General features: G+C 69.2%; 15 protein-coding genes. 10 read left to right on the top strand and 5 right to left on the bottom strand.

Going from position 1 to position 16,922, the window contains the following annotated elements:
* The first annotated feature begins 57 nt into the window (after positions 1 to 57).
* A complete protein-coding gene (locus tag AB7878_RS01885; RefSeq protein ID WP_369492730.1) occupies positions 58 to 918 on the top strand; it encodes an alpha/beta fold hydrolase in 861 nt (286 codons plus the stop codon).
* Positions 919 to 1,006: 88 nt separating this feature from the next.
* Here AB7878_RS01885 and AB7878_RS01880 read toward each other — a convergent pair whose 3' ends face one another.
* Positions 1,007 to 1,498: a Spy/CpxP family protein refolding chaperone gene (locus tag AB7878_RS01880; RefSeq protein ID WP_369492729.1), complete on the bottom strand. Its 492-nt coding sequence runs from the start codon at positions 1,496 to 1,498 to the stop codon at positions 1,007 to 1,009.
* A 155-nt stretch (positions 1,499 to 1,653) separates the two neighbouring features.
* Between AB7878_RS01880 and AB7878_RS01875 the strand changes: the two genes are divergently transcribed.
* From AB7878_RS01875 to AB7878_RS01840, 8 genes are all read left to right on the top strand, one after another.
* Positions 1,654 to 2,343, top strand: coding sequence for a response regulator (locus AB7878_RS01875; RefSeq protein WP_369492728.1), 690 nt, complete (start codon positions 1,654 to 1,656; stop codon positions 2,341 to 2,343).
* On the top strand, positions 2,340 to 3,707 hold the full coding sequence (locus tag AB7878_RS01870; RefSeq protein ID WP_369492727.1) for a HAMP domain-containing sensor histidine kinase: 1,368 nt from the start codon (positions 2,340 to 2,342) through the stop codon (positions 3,705 to 3,707). The genes AB7878_RS01875 and AB7878_RS01870 overlap by 4 nt, the downstream gene beginning before the upstream one ends.
* Before the next feature lie 344 nt (positions 3,708 to 4,051).
* The gene (locus tag AB7878_RS01865; RefSeq protein ID WP_369492726.1) at positions 4,052 to 4,789 is read left to right on the top strand and encodes an ion channel; all 738 of its coding nucleotides are present in this window, start codon (positions 4,052 to 4,054) and stop codon (positions 4,787 to 4,789) included.
* A gap of 211 nt (positions 4,790 to 5,000) precedes the next feature.
* Positions 5,001 to 5,987: a multidrug resistance efflux transporter family protein gene (locus AB7878_RS01860; protein WP_369492725.1), complete on the top strand. Its 987-nt coding sequence runs from the start codon at positions 5,001 to 5,003 to the stop codon at positions 5,985 to 5,987.
* 97 nt (positions 5,988 to 6,084) lie between these two features.
* Positions 6,085 to 9,174 carry a glycoside hydrolase domain-containing protein gene (locus tag AB7878_RS01855; protein ID WP_369492724.1) on the top strand — a complete coding sequence of 1,030 codons (3,090 nt, stop codon included), beginning with the start codon at positions 6,085 to 6,087 and terminating at the stop codon, positions 9,172 to 9,174.
* A gap of 136 nt (positions 9,175 to 9,310) precedes the next feature.
* Positions 9,311 to 9,760 carry a hypothetical protein gene (locus AB7878_RS01850; RefSeq protein WP_369492723.1) on the top strand — a complete coding sequence of 150 codons (450 nt, stop codon included), beginning with the start codon at positions 9,311 to 9,313 and terminating at the stop codon, positions 9,758 to 9,760.
* 35 nt (positions 9,761 to 9,795) lie between these two features.
* Positions 9,796 to 10,776, top strand: coding sequence for a TolB family protein (locus AB7878_RS01845; RefSeq protein WP_369492722.1), 981 nt, complete (start codon positions 9,796 to 9,798; stop codon positions 10,774 to 10,776).
* 132 nt (positions 10,777 to 10,908) lie between these two features.
* Positions 10,909 to 12,171 carry an MFS transporter gene (locus AB7878_RS01840; RefSeq protein WP_369492721.1) on the top strand — a complete coding sequence of 421 codons (1,263 nt, stop codon included), beginning with the start codon at positions 10,909 to 10,911 and terminating at the stop codon, positions 12,169 to 12,171.
* A gap of 248 nt (positions 12,172 to 12,419) precedes the next feature.
* On the opposite strand, the gene AB7878_RS01835 is transcribed toward AB7878_RS01840, so the two are convergent.
* On the bottom strand, positions 12,420 to 13,694 hold the full coding sequence (locus tag AB7878_RS01835) for an alkaline phosphatase family protein (protein ID WP_369492720.1): 1,275 nt from the start codon (positions 13,692 to 13,694) through the stop codon (positions 12,420 to 12,422).
* A 114-nt stretch (positions 13,695 to 13,808) separates the two neighbouring features.
* Between AB7878_RS01835 and AB7878_RS01830 the strand changes: the two genes are divergently transcribed.
* Entirely contained in the window at positions 13,809 to 14,141 is a 333-nt protein-coding gene (locus AB7878_RS01830) for a hypothetical protein (protein ID WP_369492719.1), read from the top strand.
* Here the strand turns inward: AB7878_RS01830 and AB7878_RS01825 are convergent.
* The 3 genes from AB7878_RS01825 to AB7878_RS01815 all read right to left on the bottom strand — a co-directional run bounded on the left by AB7878_RS01825 (position 14,135) and on the right by AB7878_RS01815 (position 16,812).
* Positions 14,135 to 14,665 (bottom strand): methylated-DNA--[protein]-cysteine S-methyltransferase, encoded by a 531-nt coding sequence (locus AB7878_RS01825; protein WP_369492718.1) that lies wholly within the window; start codon positions 14,663 to 14,665, stop codon positions 14,135 to 14,137. The genes AB7878_RS01830 and AB7878_RS01825 overlap by 7 nt on opposite strands.
* Positions 14,662 to 16,176 carry a DNA-3-methyladenine glycosylase 2 family protein gene (locus AB7878_RS01820; protein ID WP_369492717.1) on the bottom strand — a complete coding sequence of 505 codons (1,515 nt, stop codon included), beginning with the start codon at positions 16,174 to 16,176 and terminating at the stop codon, positions 14,662 to 14,664. Before AB7878_RS01820 ends, AB7878_RS01825 begins: the two co-directional genes overlap by 4 nt.
* 72 nt (positions 16,177 to 16,248) lie before the next feature.
* Positions 16,249 to 16,812: a hypothetical protein gene (locus AB7878_RS01815; protein WP_369492716.1), complete on the bottom strand. Its 564-nt coding sequence runs from the start codon at positions 16,810 to 16,812 to the stop codon at positions 16,249 to 16,251.
* Between the last annotated feature and the right edge of the window lie 110 nt (positions 16,813 to 16,922).

The following is a 16,922-nucleotide window of genomic DNA, read 5'->3' as shown; positions in this document are numbered from 1 at the left end:
CCTTCCCTCCGGCCGTCGGCAGTGGTCGCCGATTGCGTATGCCATCAAGGAAAAGCCATGAACGTTTCCACACACCTGATCGATGTTGAGGGTGCCCGTCTGCACGTCGAGGAATCCGGCAGCGGCGACACCGTCGCCATGCTGCACGGCTTCCTGGTCGACAGTGGCCAATGGGACGCGGAGTTCGCCGCGTTGTCGCGCGATCACCGCGTGCTGCGCCACGACGCGCGCGGCTTCGGCCGTTCGACCATCGAACCGGGCGTGGCCTATGCCCATCACGAGGACCTCGCCGCGGTGCTCGATGCCCGCGGCGTGCGGCGCACCGCGTTGCTGGCCTGCTCGGGCGGTGCCGCCACCGCGCTGGATTTCGCGCTGGCGCATCCCGCACGCGTCGACGCGATGGTGTTCGTGGGCGCCGGCTACTGGGGCCAGTTCGCGAATGGCACGCCGGCCGCGCGCGCCTTCATGCAGGCCTTCGGCAGCTATGACGTGCCCGGCATGATTGACAGCTCGCTGCGCGCCTTCACCGACGGCCCGCGGCGCCGACCGGAAGACGTGGATGCCGTTGTGCGCCGGCGCACCCGTGAGATGACCGCGCACAACTTCCAGCGCGAACCGAATTACTGGCGGCGCACCGCGCTGGACCAGCGCGAGCCGCAGCCTTCGGCGCTCGAACGCCTGCACGAGATCACTGCGCCGACCCTGCTGATCGTTGGCAGCGAGGACCAGCCTGAGGTGATCGCGCTGTCCGAACGCATGGCCGCCGGCATCACCGGCGCGCGCCTGCTGCTGGTGCAGGGCGCCGGCCATCACGCCAACCTGGAAGCGCCGGACGTGGTGCTGGCGGAGGTTCGCCGCTGGCTGGCGCGGCATGCGCAGCGCAGAGTCACTGCGGCAGGCGCGTCAAGCGCTGCTTGAGTCTCGCAAGGCATCAAAAAAGCCGCGCCGGCGATAGCCGGCGCGGCTGCCTGCTGCGCAGCGGGAGGAGGTGCCGCGCAGCGGGTCCTTACTGGCCGCTCGACGATCCGCCGGCCGGATGCTGGGCCTTGAACTGCTGCCACTGCTGCTTGCGGGCTTGCTGCTGTGCCTTCATCGAAGCCAGCTGCGACTGCTGCGCTGGGGTCAGCACGTTGTAGACCTGTGCGCGGACGTTGGCCTGCTGCTGCACGCGGGCGGTGGCGGCGGCACCTTCGGCCTGGGCCAGCGAAGCCGTGGCGGCCTGGTAGCCGGGGTCGGTCGGGCTCATCGCCTCGAACGCCTGCCGCTGCTGGCGCAGCGCCTGCCGCTGGCTCTTGTTCTGCTCGAAGCTGCTCTTCATGATCTGCTTGATGCTGGCCTGCTGGGCGTCGCTGAGGTTGAGCTTGTGCAGCGCCATCATGCTGTGCCGCCCGCCGTGATGGCCCCAGTCGCCGTGCGGGCCGGACTGCGCCGCGACCGCGAAGCTGCCGAGGGTCAGCGCCGAGCTGAGGGCCAGGCCGAGAATGAGGTTCTTGCGCATGGTTGTCGCCTCTGTCGTTGGGGAGGAGTGGAACGTGTGGCTATTGGACGACATCCGCGTGTGTATCTCCTTTGCGGGAGCGTAAAGATGGGTAAAGTGCCTGGGCGCCCACGCTGCCGTTTCGCTTGAATGGGCCACCGAACCCGTGAGCCGCCATGCCCAGAATCCTGATTGCCGACGACGATCGCGCGCTGTGCGGCCTGTTGGCCGAATACCTGCAGCGCGAAGGCTTTGCCGTGGATCTCGCCCACGACGGCGAGGCGGCGCTGGCGCGGCTGCACAACGCGGCGCAGCGGCCCGACCTGCTGATCCTCGACGTGATGATGCCGGGCCGCGATGGCCTGGAGACGCTGCGCGAGCTGCGCATGAAGTACCGCCTGCCGGTGATCATGCTGTCCGCGCGTGGCGAACCGGTGGACCGGGTGGTGGGGCTGGAACTGGGCGCGGACGACTACCTCGCCAAGCCCTGCCTGCCACGCGAACTGCTGGCGCGCATCCGCGCGCAGCTGCGGCGCAACACGCCGGTCGCCACCGCCGCCGAGCTGCAGCTTGGCCTGCTGCGCTTGCTGCCCGGCGAGCGCCGCGCCCTGGTCGGGGCACAGGAGCTGTCGCTCACCGGAGCCGAATTCCAGTTGCTGCTGGCGCTGGCGCAGCGCGCGGGCGAATTGGTGGACAAGGCGGCCTTGACGCGCCTCGCGCTGGGGCGCGAGCTGGAGCGCTACGACCGCAGCATCGACGTGCACGTGAGCCGGCTGCGCCACAAGCTGGCCGAGGCCTCGACGCAGGCGCCGCGCATCGACGCGGTGCGCGGTGCCGGCTACGTGCTGGTGGCGGGCGCGCCATGAATCCGTTCAAGAGCTCGCTGTACTGGCGCCTGCTGCTGTGGTTCTGCGCGGTGAACCTGCTGGTGCTGGTGCTGGGCGGCTTCCTCACCCGGCGCTTCATCGAGTACCGCACCGAGGTGGAGATCGACTGGAGCGCGCTGGCGCAGTCGGCCGACCAGGCCTGGCAGCAGGGCGGCGCGCCGGCGCTGTCCGCATGGGCCGCGCGACAGCGCCACGAGGGCGTCGAGGCCACGCTGTTCCAGGATGGTCGGCCGCTGGCGCCGATTCGCCTGCCGCAGTCGGTCTGGCATGCGCTGCCTGGGATGCTGGCGGCCGACCGCGTGCTGGTGTTGCGGCCGTGGCGGGGGCTGTACGCCTACGTGGCGGTGCAGCCGGTCAGCGGCGCCGACGGCCAGTTGCGCCAGCTGGTGGCGATGAGCCGCTCGCACACACGGCTGCGCCCGCAGACGCGCGAGCAGATCCTGTTCGGCGTGCAGCTCGCGCTGTCGCTGCTGTTCATCGGCCTGGTCGGCTGGTGGGTGGCGCGCAGCGTGGCCAAGCCGGTGCAGGCGCTGCGCGATGCCACGCGGCGCATGGCCGCCGGCGAATTGTCGGCGCGCGTGGATCATCCCGGTGGCGCCACGCGCGACGAGCTGGCCCAGCTCGCCGGCGATTTCGACGCCATGGCCGAACGCATCGAGGCGCTGGTGACGCACGACCGCCGCGTGCTGCAGGATCTCTCGCACGAGCTGCGCTCGCCGCTGGCGCGGCTGCAGCTGATCCTGGACCTCGCCCAGCGCAGCGACGATCCCGCACGGGCAGCGGCGTACTTCGCGCAGGCCGAACAGGAGATCGCCCGGCTCGACCGCATGACCGGCGACATGCTCGCGCTGTCGCGCATGGAAGGCGGCCTGCCGGGCATGGAGCGCGAGCGGCTGGACTTCGCCGAACTCGCGCAGGAGGGCTTGCAGCAAGCAGTGCTGGAAGCGGGCGCACGCCACATCCGCCTGCAATGGCAACCTGTCGACGGGCCGGTCGAAGTGGTGGGCAGCCCCGTGCTGCTGGAGCGCGCGCTCGGCAACCTGATCGCCAACGCCATCAAGTACAGCCCGGAAGGCGGCGACGTGGAACTGTCGGTGCGCGTCATCGACAGACAGGCCGAATGCCTGGTGCGCGACCACGGCCCCGGTGTGCCCGAAGCCGAACTGGACTCGCTGTTCCGACCGTTCTTCCGCGGCAGCAACGCTGCGCGCGCCGATGGCCACGGCCTGGGTCTGGCCATCGCGCAGCGCGTGGCGAAGGCGCACGGCGGAGAGATCCTCGCACGCAACGGCGAGGGCGGCGGGCTGGAGGTGCGGTTGAGGTTGCCGCTGGCTGACGGCTGAGAAGCGAAGCAAACCCTCGCGCAAGGCGGAATCGCCGGGCAAGACTTGCTCCGGCATGCACATGGTCAGGTACGGACATGGATCGGTCGGTCGAATGCGCAGCGTGCCCATCATTCCAGCGTCAGTGGCATTTGTGTCCGGCTGTACTTCGCAGGTCGCGCGTCGTCCGTATCCATGCCGAGGCGGCGTCATGGATGGCACGGGTCTCGAAAGATCCTGAGGCTGCGTTGCGCCGCGAATAAACACTGGCGAAACGGGCGCGCGCATCGCGCAACCTCGGCACGATGCGCGCGGTCTCTGGTGTCTGCTGCCCGCATCCGATTGCCTGAGCGAGGAGACGAAACATGAAGCTGGCTGCGCCCGAAGCGGGGGAATCGTCCGATTCGCCGCCGAAGCTCACGCCGTCACTGCGCGTCATCGGCGGGGCGCAGCGGCGCCGCCAGCTTTTCGCGCGTGAACCGGAATGGCAATTCAGCCTGATGCTGGTGCTGGAGGTGATCTTCGTGTTCGGCGCCATGCCGATGTTGAGCGCCAGCAAGGCTGATCGCGGCATCCTGATGCTGCTCCAGCTCATCCTGGCCGGCACTGCCATTGCGTTGCTCGCCAAATCGACCTGGCTGCGCCTGGCGCTGACGATCAGCTTCGGATTGTCCCTGATCGTGCGGGTCGGCCATGGCCTGATGCCGCAGACGCTGACCATTTTCACGATTTTCGCGTACAACCTCCTGGTGACCAATGCGATGTCGCGGGCCGTGTTCGGCGCGGGACCAGTGACCTATCACCGGATCGCCGGGGCTGTCTTCATCTATCTCAACATCGCCTTGCTGTTTGCCCTGGCCTATGACGAGCTCACGCGTGCGCTGCCGGATGCGTTGTCCGGCCTGTCCGATGCGATGCGCGGCTATCCTTCGGAAATGATCCACTTCAGCTTCACCACGTTGACCGGGATCGGCGATGGTTCCGTCCTGCCGCACTCGCCGTTGGCTCGAAGCCTGGCCGATCTCGAAACGGTTGTCGGGCACTTGTTTCCAGCGATCTTGCTGGCTCGCCTGGTCGGGTTGCATGTTTCGGAGGCGCGCTGATGGCTTCGATCCTGTGCATCGCAGGTGCCCGATGCCGTGTGATCCTCTCCCGCAACGTGTGTGGGCTCGCTTGGCGCGGGAGACGTGACGACTCCAGGTCGGCAATGCCTGGAGGCGCATCGGCTTGATCGCCATGCCATGGGGGCAGACCATGACCGCGATCACCCCAAGGGTTTCTCGACAGCCCGCAAACAGGAGTGCCGACCCGCCGATGCGCCGCAACGCTCTCGCCGCCGTGGGACTGGCGCTGTGCGCGGCGCTGTTCTTCACGATGACCTACGTGCTCAACCGCAGTCTGGTGACCGGCGGCGGGCATTGGGCATGGGCGGTGATCCTGCGTTATCTCATCACCTTGCCGTTGCTGGCGCTGGCCTTGCCGTGGCGCGGCGGGTTGGGCGAACTGCCGCGCGAACTGCGTGCGCATCCGCGCGCGTGGCTGACCTGGAGCAGCGTGGGCTTCGTGTTGTTCGGCGTGCCGCTGACCTGGGCTGCGGGCAGTGGGCCGGCATGGCTGGTGGCGGGCAGTTTCCAGACCACGGTGCTGGCCGGCCCGCTGCTGGCGCCGTTGATCTACCGCGACGCGCGCCGGCGGCTGGCCTGGCCCACGCTGGCGATCGGCGCGTTGATCGTGGCCGGTGTGTTCGCGCTGCAATGGGGGCATGCTCGTGGCCGCCTGAGCGCGAGCGACTGGCTCGCGGCGGGCGCGGTGATGCTGGCCGCGTTCGCGTATCCGCTGGGCAACCGCATGCTGTTGCTGCACCTGGAAACCAGCGCGCAACGGGTGAACGCGCTGCAACGCGTGTTCGGCATGACGCTGTGCAGCTGGCCGCTGTGGCTGCTGCTCGCCGTGGTCGCCCTGTGCACCGTGGGCCTGCCGAGTTGGCGCGAAGTGCTGCTCGCCGGTGGCGTGGCGCTGTCCTCGGGCGTGATCGCCACCGTGCTGTTCTTCGCCGCCACCGATCGGGTGCGCACCCAGCCCACCGCGCTGGCCGCGGTGGAGGCGATGCAGGCGGCCGAGCTGCTGTTCACCACGGCGCTGGGCGCGGCCCTGCTCGGCGAGGCGTGGCCGCACGGTTGGGCGGCGCTGGGTGCGCTGGCGATCGTGGTCGGCATCGCACTGTTCGGCTGGGTCAGCGGGCGCGAGGCAGCTGGCGACGAGGCGGCCACGCGGGCGCTGCGCAGCGATCGCAGTGCCTGATGATCCTTCGATTTATTGCGTATTAAATCGTTTGCTTGCGAAAAATCGGCCGGCAGGTTACATATCGGACTTCGATTGCCGACCAAGGGGAACCGCCATGCGCCATCCACGAGCCCAGCGCCATCCGGCAGCACTCGGCCTGCTGGCCTGCGGCCTGCTTGCCGGCAGCACCGGCGCCGCCGTGGCGCAGACGCAGACGCTGGCCGATGGCGTGCAGTTGCGCTGGAACGCCGAGCAGTACGGCAACCACCGCTACACCGTCGCCGTGGACAAGGCCGCGGCGGCGGTGCAGGTGACGATTCCCTGGCATCGGCGCGATCGCCATCCCGGGAATGTCGCCACCATCGTGGTGGGCCCGGGCGGGCAGGTGGTGGCCAACGTGCTGCGCGAGCGCATCGACCAGGCCGAGGGCGTGCTGGCGTTCGAGGCGAAGCAGGCCGGCATCTATGCGGTCTACTACCAGCCCTACATCGGCAGCGGTCGCTCGAACTATCCCACGGTGACCTACCGCACGCCGACGGATACCGCCGCCGCCGCATGGCTGAAGAAGAACGGACTCGGCGACCCGCGCCACGTGGCGAAGCTGCCGCAGGCGCGCGTGATCGGCTACGAGGCGGTGGACGATTTCGACGCCTATACCGACATGGAGCGCACCGCGACGCCGGACGAACTGCAGCATCTGCTGGCGGCGAATCCGGGCCAGCCGTGGCTGCTGTTCCCGGAAACGCGCGAACACCCGATCCGCATGTTCACGCAGATCCCCGGTCGCTGGGCCGAGCACGGCGAGGGCGGCACGCTGACTGACCACGCGCTGCGCGGCGAATACCTCAGTTTCCAGGTGGGCCTGTGGACGGCGCGCGGCGCAGCGCAGGACGTGCACGTGAGCTTCGGCGACCTGCACGGGCCGGATGGCGCGACGATCCCGGCGGCCCGGCTCACCTGCTTCAACCTCGGCGGCATCGACTACGCGGGCAAGCCGTTCGCCAATCGCCTCGACGTGGTGCAGGGTCGCGTGCAAGCGCTGTGGATGGGGCTGGATGTCCCGGCGAACGCGAAGCCCGGCACCTACCACGGCACGCTGACGGTCGGCGCGGACGGTGCATCGCCGCGGCAGGTTCCGCTGGCGATCACCGTGGACTCGGGCGCGGCGGTGGCGCACGGCGACGACGATCCGTCCAAGCTCACGCGCCTGCGCTGGCTCAACTCCACGCTGGCGCAGAACGACGATCTGGTGAAGCCGTTCACCGCGGTGACGGTGCATGGCACGAAGCTCGGCATCCTCGGCCGCACGGTCACGCTGGCGCCCAGCGGCCTGCCGGCGCAGATCGACAGCTTCTTCGATGAGCGCATGACCGGTCTTGCCAAGACGCCGCGTGCGCTGCTGTCCGCGCCGATGCAGTTGCTGGTGCAGGATGTCGGCGGTGCACATGCCTTGCACGCCGCGGGTTCGCCGAACGTGCAGACCGACGGCCCCGGCAAGGTGCACTGGCAGGTGGCGGGGCAGGCCGGTCCACTGAAGGGTGAGGTGAGCGCCAGCCTGGAGATGGACGGCACGCTCAGCTACACGATCGCGCTCACCGCAACGCAGGCGGTAAAACTTGACGACATCCGGCTGGAGATACCGCTCACGAACGACGTGGCGCAGTACGAGCTGGGCCTTGGCCGCACCGGTTCCGCCACGCCGGACAGCTTCGCCTGGAAATGGAACGTGCAGAACAACCAGGACGGCGCGTGGATCGGCGCGGTGAACGCGGGCCTGGAATTCCACCTGCGCGACGAGCATTACCAACGGCCGCTCAACACGAACTTCTACCACGATCAGCCGCTGGTGATGCCGACCTCGTGGGACAACGCGGGCGCCGGCGGCATCACGCTGAAGCGCGACGGCGCGCGCTATCTGGTCAAGGCCTTCAGTGGTGCACGCACGATGGCGGCGGGGCAGACGCTGCACTACAACCTCGTGTTGCGCGTGACGCCGTTCAAGACGATCAAGCCGGCGCAGCATTTCGCCGAGCGCTATTTCCACAAGTACGCGGATCTCGCCGCGATCAAGGCCGACGGCGCGAACGTGGTGAACATCCACCACGCCACGCCGATCAACCCGTGGATCAACTATCCCTTCCTGGAACCCAGGAAGATGAAGGCCTACATCGACCAGGCGCACGCGCTGGGCATGCAGGTGAAGATCTACGACACCGTGCGCGAGCTGTCCGACCGCGCGCCCGAGCTGCCGATGCTGGAAAGCCTCACCGGTTGCCGCATCGGCAGCGACGGCCAGGCGGCACCGGGGCCGTGCAGCGAAGTCATCAGCCGCGGCAAGGGCGGCGGCTTCTCCTGGTTGCAGGAACATCTGGATGGCGACTACATCGCGGCCTGGCACGTGCCGGAGAACCGCGACGCGGCGGTGATCGACGCCGGCCAGAGCCGCTGGCACAACTACTACGTCGAAGGGCTGGACTGGCTGGCCCGCAACATGGGCATCGACGGCCTGTACCTGGACGACGTGGCCTACGACCGCACCACCATGAAGCGCGTGCGCAAGGTGCTGGACGCGCATCGCCCGCATCCGTTGATCGACCTGCATTCGGCCAGCCAGTACAACCCGCGCGACGGCTACATCAACAGCGCGCTGCTCTACATGGGCCTGTTCCCGTACATCGATCGGCTGTGGTTCGGCGAGGAATTCGACTACGAGCACACCTCGCCCGCGTACTGGCTCACCGAGATGTCCGGCATTCCCTATGGACTCATGGGCGAGATGCTGCAGAACGACGGCAACCCCTGGCGCGGCATGCTGTTCGGCATGACCAGCCGGCTGGGCTGGTCCAAGGGCAGCGACCCGCGCCCGTTGTGGAAATTGTGGGATGCGTTCGGCATCGAGCAGGCCGAGATGATCGGCTGGTGGGTGCACGACACGCCGGTGAAGACCGACAACAAGGATGTGCTCGCCACCAGCTACGCCCGCAAGGGCGACAAGACCCTGGTGGCGCTGGCCTCGTGGGCGCCGGCCACAGTGAAGGTGAAGCTCGCGATCGACTGGAAGGCGCTGGGGCTGGACCCGAAGCACGCGCGCCTGGTCGCGCCCGCGGTCGAGAACTTCCAGCCCGCCGCCACGTTCAAGCCGGACGAGGCGATCCCGGTGGAGCCGGGCAAGGGCTGGCTGCTGGAACTCGAGCCGACGCACTGAGCATCGACCTTGCGTGACCCGCGAAAGCCTGTGACGACCGGCACAGGCTTTCGCGGATGCCGAAGCGTACACAGCATCTTCCCCGGTGCGTCACCGCACCGGTTTGCGCTGCCCCACGCATCGAGGACTGCCACGCATGAACCAGACCGGTCTAGCCATCCTCTGCGGTGGCCTCGTCGCCGGCACCATCGATATCGGCGCCGCGGCGCTGATCAGCCATCTCAACCCTGCCGTGATCCTGCACGCGATCGCCAGCGGCGTGCTGGGCAAGGCTTCCTTCGTGGATGGCGCTTCGGCCGCCTGGTTGGGGCTGGCCCTGCAGTGGGCGATGTCGCTGCTGATCGCTGGGATCTTCGTGACCGCCGCCACGCGCATGGCCTGGCTGCGCCGCCGTTGGCTACCGGCGGGACTGGCCTACGGCGTGGCGGTCTACGCGGTGATGAATTACGTGGTGGTGCCGCTGTCCGCCGCACCGTTCAAGGCGCCGGCTGCGCCGATGCCTGTCGCGCTGAACCTGCTCGCCATGCTGCTGTTCGGCCTGATCGTGGCGTTCTTCGCGCGGACCGTTGCCGCGCGCGCGAACTGACGCCGACACCATCCATCCTGCTCCGGAGCATCGATATGCCCGCTTCGTTCCGTTCGCCTGCCTGGCTGGCGCTGATCGCCGGCCTGGCCTTCGCCGGTGGCGCCTCGGCCGCCACGCCGCCCGTGCTGGCGGCGCCGCAGATCTTCGCGCCGGGGGTGATCTCCGGCCCCGCCAACGACGAGTCGCCCACCTTCAGCCCCGACGGCAACACGCTGCTGTTCACCCGCAGCGGCGCGGGCGGCGGCACCATCATGGAGTCGCATCGCGTGGACGGGCGCTGGTCGACGCCGCGCATCGCGTCGTTCTCGGGCGCGTGGCCGGAGCTTGCGCCGCAGTTTTCGCCGGACGGCTCCTGCGTGGTCTACGTCTCGATCCGCCGCACGGACAGCACGCCGGCGCAGCAGCAGGTGAACCTGTGGCGGGTCGACCGCCGCGGTTCCGGCTGGGGCCAGCCCGTGCGCCTGCCGGCTGCGGTGAACATCGGCAACGCGGTGTGGAAGGCCAGCATCGCGCAGGACGGCAGCATCTATTTCCTTTCCATCGACGCGGGCAAGGGCCAGGGCAAGCGGCTGTACGTGTCGCATGTCGCGCACGGCGCCTACCAGCCGGCACAGCCGCTGGCGTTCAGTCATTACGGCGACGACGACGTGGACCCGGAGATCGCGCCGGACGGTTCCTTCATGGTGTTCGCCAGCGATCATCGTCTGCCGGGCGACAGCAAGGATCACTTGTTCATCGTGTTCCGCGCGGGCGACGGCTGGGGCGAGCCGCAGGCGATCCGCTACGCCGGCGACGATGCGCGCGGTTTCAGCACGGACTACCTGCCGCACCTGGGGCCGGACCATCGCACGCTGTATTTCACCAGCGACCGCACCGAGGCGGTGGCGCACTATCCGCACACGCCGGCGCAGGCGCGTGAATACCTGCAGCGCGTGGAGCAGTGGGACAACGGCAACTTCAACGCGTGGTCGGTCTCGCTGACGCCGCTGCTGGAGGCGCACAAGGCGACCCTGTAGGTCGGGATTCATCCCGACCCGCGCACGGTTGATGGGTGTCGGGGTGCATCCCGACCCACGCGGCGCGGTTGGCCGGCGTATCCTTGCCGGCGGTTTCCCGTCACGGGTGGATGGATGAAGCAGCAAGCTGGCATGGCACCGGCAGATCTCCCGGCCGATGCGGCGTCCTACATCCACCATGGCACGCCGGCGTTTCGCCGCACCAACCTCGCGCTGTTCGCCGCGGGCCTCGCCACGTTCGGCCTGCTGTATTGCGTGCAGCCGCTGATGCCGGAGTTCAGCCGCGACTACGGCGTCAGCGAGGCGGGCGCGGCGATGTCGCTGTCGCTCACCACCGGCGTGCTGGCGTTCGCGATGCTGTTCGCGGGCGGGCTGTCCGACGCGTGGGGACGCAAGCCGGTGATGGTGGCCTCGCTGCTCTCCTCGGCGGTGCTGGTGCTGGCCAGCGCGGCGATGCCGAGCTGGGGTTCGCTGCTGGTGGTGCGCACCCTGCTGGGGCTCACGCTGAGCGGTCTGCCCGCGGTGGCGATGACCTACCTCAGCGAGGAGATGCACGTCGATTCGATCGGCCTCGGCATGGGCCTCTACATCAGCGGCAGCGCGGTGGGCGGCATGGGCGGGCGGCTCGTCACCGGCGTGCTCACCGACTTCTTCGACTGGCGCGTGGGTGTCGCCGTGGTGGGCGTGATCGGCCTCGCCTGCGCGCTGGCGTTCTGGCGCGCGCTGCCGCCGTCGCGGCATTTCGTGCGCCAGCCGCTCTCCACGCGCGCGCTGGCCGCGCGCTTCGGCGGCATGTTTCACGACCACGGTCTGCCGTGGCTGTTCATCGAGGGTTTCCTGCTGCTCGGCGCCTTCGTCACCGTCTACAACTATCTCGGCTACCGCCTGCTGGCGCCGCCGTACAACCTCAGTCAGGCCGTGGTGGGCCTGATCTTCGGCATCTACCTGATCGGCACCTTCAGCTCGGCATGGATGGGCCATCTCGCGGGGAAGCTGGGTCGGCGCAAGGTGCTGTGGACCGCGCTCGCGCTGATGCTGGTCGGCGTGCTGCTGACGCTCGCCGCGTCGCTGTGGCTGATCATGCTGGGCATCGTGGCGATCACGTTCGGCTTCTTCGGCGGCCATTCCATCGTCAGCAGCTGGGTGGGCCGGCGCGCCGGCGCGGCGAAGGCGCAAGCCTCGTCGATGTACCTGTTCTGCTACTACATGGGCTCCAGCGTGGCCGGCGCCAGCGGCGGGCTGTTCTATGCCGCGCACGGCTGGAATGGCGTGGCCGCATTCGTCGGGGCGCTGGTGCTGGCCGGCCTCGCGATCGCGCTGGGGCTGGTGCGGCTGCAGCCGCTGGTGAACGTGCCTACGCCGCCCACGCCGATGAGCAAGGGCGCGATGGGGTAGAGGCCGGGATTCGGGATACGGGAACCTGATTGGCGACAAAGCTCAGCTGATCCTCCACCGTTCGCCCTGAGCGTAGGCCCGCAGGGCCGAAGTCGAAGGGTGGTCACCGTTGGGCGCTTCGACTTCGCTTGCTATCGCAAGCTACGCTCAGTGCGAACGGAATCACTGGCTGAGTGTCGTCGCTAATCAGGTACGGGAAAGCCGAAGCTCGCGAGATGCCGCTCTCCCGAACCCCGAACCTCGAATCCCTAATCTCGAATCCCTGCCTTGAGCATCCCCTTCACCGCCTCGTAATCGCCGTCGTTCGCGGCGGCGGGGAGGCCGAGCAGGCGGGTCATCAGCGGATAGACGTCCACGTTCGGGAACTCGGGCACGCGCAGGCCGGCGCGGAACGCCGGGCCGTGCGCCACGAACAGCGCGCGCATCAGCGGGTCGGCGTTGTCGTAGCCATGGTCGCCGAGGCTGATGTGGCCTTTGCGCTTCGCCAGGTGCTCGGCGGTGGTGATGCGCCAGCCGGTGTCGGCGAGGCACACCAGCTGCGGCACGCGCGGGTTGCTGCCGTAGTGGAGGCGGGCCGGGATGCGCGTCTTGTCCCAGCAGCGCATGTGTTGCTGCGGTTGCTCCAGCCGGCGCTCGATCGCGGCGAAGTCGTGGCCCGGCTTCGGGTTGAAGCCGGCGAGCACGCCGAGGCTGACGGTGTTCACCGCGTCCAGCGGGATCAGCTGCTCGATCAGCACGCTGTTTTCCAGCGGCACGCTGGCCATGCCGTGGTCGGCGAGCACGATCAGGTTGATCCGGTCGAACAGGCCGCGCTGCTTGAGGCCATCCACCAGCCGCGCCAGCGCGGCGTCGGTGTCGCGCAGCGCCTGGTCCACCTCGGGCGAATCCGGGCCGTGGTCGTGGCCGGCATGGTCGACCTCGTCGAAGTACAAGGTGAGGAAACCCGGCCGCTGCTGGGCCGGCAGGTCCAGCCAGGCCAGCACCTGGTCCACGCGCTGGTCGGGCGTCACCTTGCCGTCGTAGGGCTTCCAGTAGTCGGGGTGCCTGCCGCGGATGTCGGCCTCGCTGCCGGGCCAGAACATGGTGGCGGTGCGCAGGCCGTGCGCGTCGGCGGTCTCCCAGATCGGCGTGCCTTCGGCCCACCAGCGGCCGTCGCTCACCGCCTCGCGGTTGCCCAGCGAGAACTTGCCCAGCGCGGGGTCGAGCATCGTGTTGTTGACGATGCCGTGGTGGTCCGGGTACAGGCCGGTGACCAGGGTGTAGTGGTTCGGGAAGGTCAGCGAGGGGAACGCAGGCTGCATCGCGTCGGCATGCACGCCGTTCTTCGCCAGCATCGCCAGCGTGGGCGTGAGGCCGCGGGCGAGGTAGTCCGCGCGATAGCCGTCGATCGAGATCAGCAGCAGCGGCGCGGGACGCGCGGCGCTTGCGCTGGCGGCTGGCGCGGAGGCCGCGGGTGGCTGCGTGGCGCAACCGGCGCTGAATGCCGCCAGCGAGGCCAGCAGCAGGCGAAACAGGAATTTCATGCAGGAATCCATACGATGCGAATGTCTCCCCATGATCGCCCAGATGCCATGACAATCGCACGTTCTTGTGATCGGAAAACGCATCGTTCCCCGTCGCGCTGGCTGCTGGCCGGCATGCTCGCATTCGCCGGCACGGTCGCGGCGCAGACGCCACCGGCGAACGCGCAGTACCAGCAGACCGTGCGCCAGCAGCAGGTCAGCGACCAGTTGCAGAAGAGCCAGCAGCAGGCGCAGCAGCGCCAGAACGTGGCGAACATGGCGCAGCAGCCGCTGGCGCAGGGCTCCGCCGCGCGCAGCCAGCAGGAGCAGGCCGATCGCGCGCAGCAGCAGCGCGAGAACGTGCAGCAGCAGGATCTCGTCAACCAGTACCGCGATGCTTCCAGCTTGCCGCAGCCGCAGCCGTCGCAGCCGACGGACGCGTCATCGCAGGCGCAGCACGGTCACTGAGTCGGTGCGGGTGGCGCGGCGAACAGGTCGCCGTGCGTAATGCGGTGCTCGAACGACAGCAGGAAGCGCTTCACCGGCAGGCCGCCGCCGAAGCCGGTGAGGCTGCCGTCCGCGCCGATCACGCGGTGGCAGGGCAGCACGATCGGCAACGGGTTGCGCCCGTTCGCGGCGCCCACCGCGCGTACCGCCTGCGGCTGGTCGATGCGCCGCGCCAGCTCGCCGTAGCTGATCGTGACGCCGTAGGGGATGCGCGCCAGTTCCTGCCATACCGCGAGCTGGAACGGCGTGCCCAGCGGATGCAGCGGCAGCGCGAACGTTTGCCGCGTGCCGGCGAAGTATTCCTCCAGCTGCACGCGGGCGAACGCGAGCTTGCCGGCATCGTGTTTCCAATGCGCTGCCGGCATCTTCTGGTGGCGCCCGCTCTCGAACCACACTTCGCGCAGGCCTTGCGCATCGGCGGCCAGGCGCAGCCGGCCGATCGGCGTGGGCAGCTCGTCGTACCAGATCGTTTCCGGTGCGCTCATGTAGCTGATCCCTTGCGTTTCGCGCGCGATACCGGCGCGGCGTCGGCGCTGCCGCGCCACAGGTGGATCACCGCATACGCGCGCCACGGCCGCCACGCCTCGGCCAGCGTGGTCAAAGCTTTCGTGCCCAGCGCCTCGCCGCCGCGCGCCGCGGCACGGCGCAGAATCAGGTCCGCGGCGGGAAACGCGTCGGGATGGCTCAGCGCGCGCATCGCCATGTAATGCGCGGTCCATTCGCCAATGCCGGGCAGCGCGACCCAGCGTGCCACGAATTCGTCCAGCGACTGCTCGGCGCGGAAATCCACGCGACCGTCCAGCAATGCGCGCGCCATGCCGCGGATTGTTTCCGCGCGTGCGCCGGTCACGCCGAGTTCGCGCAGGTCCGCGTCCGCCAGCGCTTCGGGCGTGGGGAACAGCCGGTCCAGCCCCGGCAGCGGCGCCTGCGCCAACACCATGCCGTGACGCTGCACGAGGCGCGTGGCCAGCGTGCGCGCGGCGGCCACGCTCACCTGTTGGCCGAGCACCGCGCGCACCGCGATTTCGAAACCGTCCCAGCTGCCCGGCAGGCGCAAACCCGGGCGCTTGCGCAGCAGCGGACGCAACGTGGCTTCGCCGCGCAGCGCGTCGGCGATCGCGCGCGGGTCGGCGTCGAGATCGAACAGGCGGCGCACGCGCGCCACCACGCCGAGCATCTGCGCCGGTTGCGGGCAATGCAGTTCCAGCTTCAATGCATGCTCGCCGCCCGGCCACGCGGAAACGCGCAGCCAGCCCGGCGCGTCGGCGGGGCCGAACACGCGCGCATACGTGGCTTCGTCCACCTGCTCGATGCCCGGCAGCGCGCGACCGCCGAGGAACGCGAGCAGCGACGCGAAATCGAACGGCGGGCGATACGCGAGCCGCAGTACCAGCGCGCCGTCCGTCGTCGCCGCGCGCGGCTGGCGGCGCAATTCGCGCGGCGCGATGCGGTTCGCCTGCGCAAACGCGGCGTTGAAGCGGCGCAGGCTGCGGAAGCCGGACGCGAGCGCGACTTCCGTCACCGGCAGCGCCGTCTCCGTCAGCAGCTGCTTCGCGAACAGCAGCCGGCGCGTGGTGTGCACGCTGAGCGGCGAAGCGCCGAGCCGTTCCGTGAACAGCCGGCGCAGCTGCCGCGCGCCCAGGCCGATGCGCGCGGCGAGCTGGTCCAGCGAGCCTTCCTCCAGCGCACCGTGCCCGATCAGCTTCAACGCGCGCGCCACCACGTGGTCGCCGCGCTGCCACACGTCGTTGCCCGGCGACAGTTCCGGGCGGCAGCGCAGGCAAGGCCGGAAACCGGCCGCTTCCGCCGCCGCGGCGCTCGCGTAATAGCGCACGTTCTCGCGCTTCGGCGACGGCGCGGGGCACACCGGCCGGCAATAGATGCCGGTGCTGCGCACCGCGGTGAAGAACAGGCCGTCGAAGCGCGCGTCGCGGCTGAGGCGGGCCTGTTCGCAGGCGCGCGGGTCGGGCAGGGTGCCGGCATGGGGATCGTTCATGCCGGCAGGCTAGCACCGGCGAGTCGTCGCGACTCGCCGTTTTCGGACATGAATGGCACGCACCCGTTCCGTTCAGTGCACGGGCGCCATCAGGTGCTGGTAGGGCGTGCCGGCCCACATCACGTACGGCACGGAGGTATCCGGTGTCGCGCTCTTCGGGTACGCGTCGTAGAACGCCGCATCCGCGCCGAAGATCATCAGGTGCGGGCCGGTGCGGATCCAGTGCTGGCCCGCCGCGGGTTTCATCGCGGAGGGATCGGTGTTGCTCGCATCGACGCCGCCCTGCAGCATGTACGCGATGCCGGTCCCGGACGGCGGCGGCTTGTGCGCCATGTACGCGGCCAGCCACGCCCATGCGGTCTTGTCCGCGCACATCGGGTCCGGCCCCGGCGTGGCCGGGTTGTCCGGCATGCACGTGAACGCGTTCGTGCCCTTGCGCAGCGTGCGCATCGTGCCGTCCGCGCCCGGCACGACGATCGTGGCGTTTTTCGCGACGCTCGCCGGCGCCGCGCGCATCGCGCTACCGATCAGTTCGGCATCCGTGGGCGCTTTCTTGTCGGCGGCCTGCAACCCGCCGATGGCGAGCAGCATCGTGGTGGCGATCGTGAAGCGGTACATCGATTCTTTCGCAAGCATGGCAGCCTCCCCCGCTATGACGCGCGATGGCCATGCCCGGATTCCCCGGCCCACCAGTCTCCGCCGCTGCCTGATGGTCGTCAATTGACGTCGGAAGGATGTTTCGGCCG

It is taken from the genome of Rhodanobacter humi, assembly GCF_041107455.1.
In the GTDB taxonomy this organism is placed as follows: Bacteria; Pseudomonadota; Gammaproteobacteria; order Xanthomonadales; family Rhodanobacteraceae; genus Rhodanobacter_A.
Note: the sequence above shows the minus strand (reverse complement) of the source record. Positions and strands in the feature narration are given on the sequence as shown.

Excerpts from the sequence above, each read along its gene's own strand:
- AB7878_RS01835 (WP_369492720.1), bottom strand. The coding sequence starts at position 13,694 with ATGAAATTCCTGTTTCGCCTGCTGCTGGCCTCGCTGGCGGCATTCAGC.
- AB7878_RS01850 (WP_369492723.1), top strand. The coding sequence starts at position 9,311 with ATGAACCAGACCGGTCTAGCCATCCTCTGCGGTGGCCTCGTCGCCGGC.
- AB7878_RS01865 (WP_369492726.1), top strand. The coding sequence starts at position 4,052 with ATGAAGCTGGCTGCGCCCGAAGCGGGGGAATCGTCCGATTCGCCGCCG.
- AB7878_RS01885 (WP_369492730.1), top strand. The coding sequence starts at position 58 with ATGAACGTTTCCACACACCTGATCGATGTTGAGGGTGCCCGTCTGCAC.
- AB7878_RS01870 (WP_369492727.1), top strand. The coding sequence starts at position 2,340 with ATGAATCCGTTCAAGAGCTCGCTGTACTGGCGCCTGCTGCTGTGGTTC.
- AB7878_RS01825 (WP_369492718.1), bottom strand. The coding sequence starts at position 14,665 with ATGAGCGCACCGGAAACGATCTGGTACGACGAGCTGCCCACGCCGATC.
- AB7878_RS01880 (WP_369492729.1), bottom strand. The coding sequence starts at position 1,498 with ATGCGCAAGAACCTCATTCTCGGCCTGGCCCTCAGCTCGGCGCTGACC.
- AB7878_RS01830 (WP_369492719.1), top strand. The coding sequence starts at position 13,809 with ATGCTCGCATTCGCCGGCACGGTCGCGGCGCAGACGCCACCGGCGAAC.
- AB7878_RS01815 (WP_369492716.1), bottom strand. The coding sequence starts at position 16,812 with ATGCTTGCGAAAGAATCGATGTACCGCTTCACGATCGCCACCACGATG.
- AB7878_RS01875 (WP_369492728.1), top strand. The coding sequence starts at position 1,654 with ATGCCCAGAATCCTGATTGCCGACGACGATCGCGCGCTGTGCGGCCTG.
- AB7878_RS01855 (WP_369492724.1), top strand. The coding sequence starts at position 6,085 with ATGCGCCATCCACGAGCCCAGCGCCATCCGGCAGCACTCGGCCTGCTG.
- AB7878_RS01820 (WP_369492717.1), bottom strand. The coding sequence starts at position 16,176 with ATGAACGATCCCCATGCCGGCACCCTGCCCGACCCGCGCGCCTGCGAA.
- AB7878_RS01860 (WP_369492725.1), top strand. The coding sequence starts at position 5,001 with ATGCGCCGCAACGCTCTCGCCGCCGTGGGACTGGCGCTGTGCGCGGCG.
- AB7878_RS01840 (WP_369492721.1), top strand. The coding sequence starts at position 10,909 with ATGGCACCGGCAGATCTCCCGGCCGATGCGGCGTCCTACATCCACCAT.
- AB7878_RS01845 (WP_369492722.1), top strand. The coding sequence starts at position 9,796 with ATGCCCGCTTCGTTCCGTTCGCCTGCCTGGCTGGCGCTGATCGCCGGC.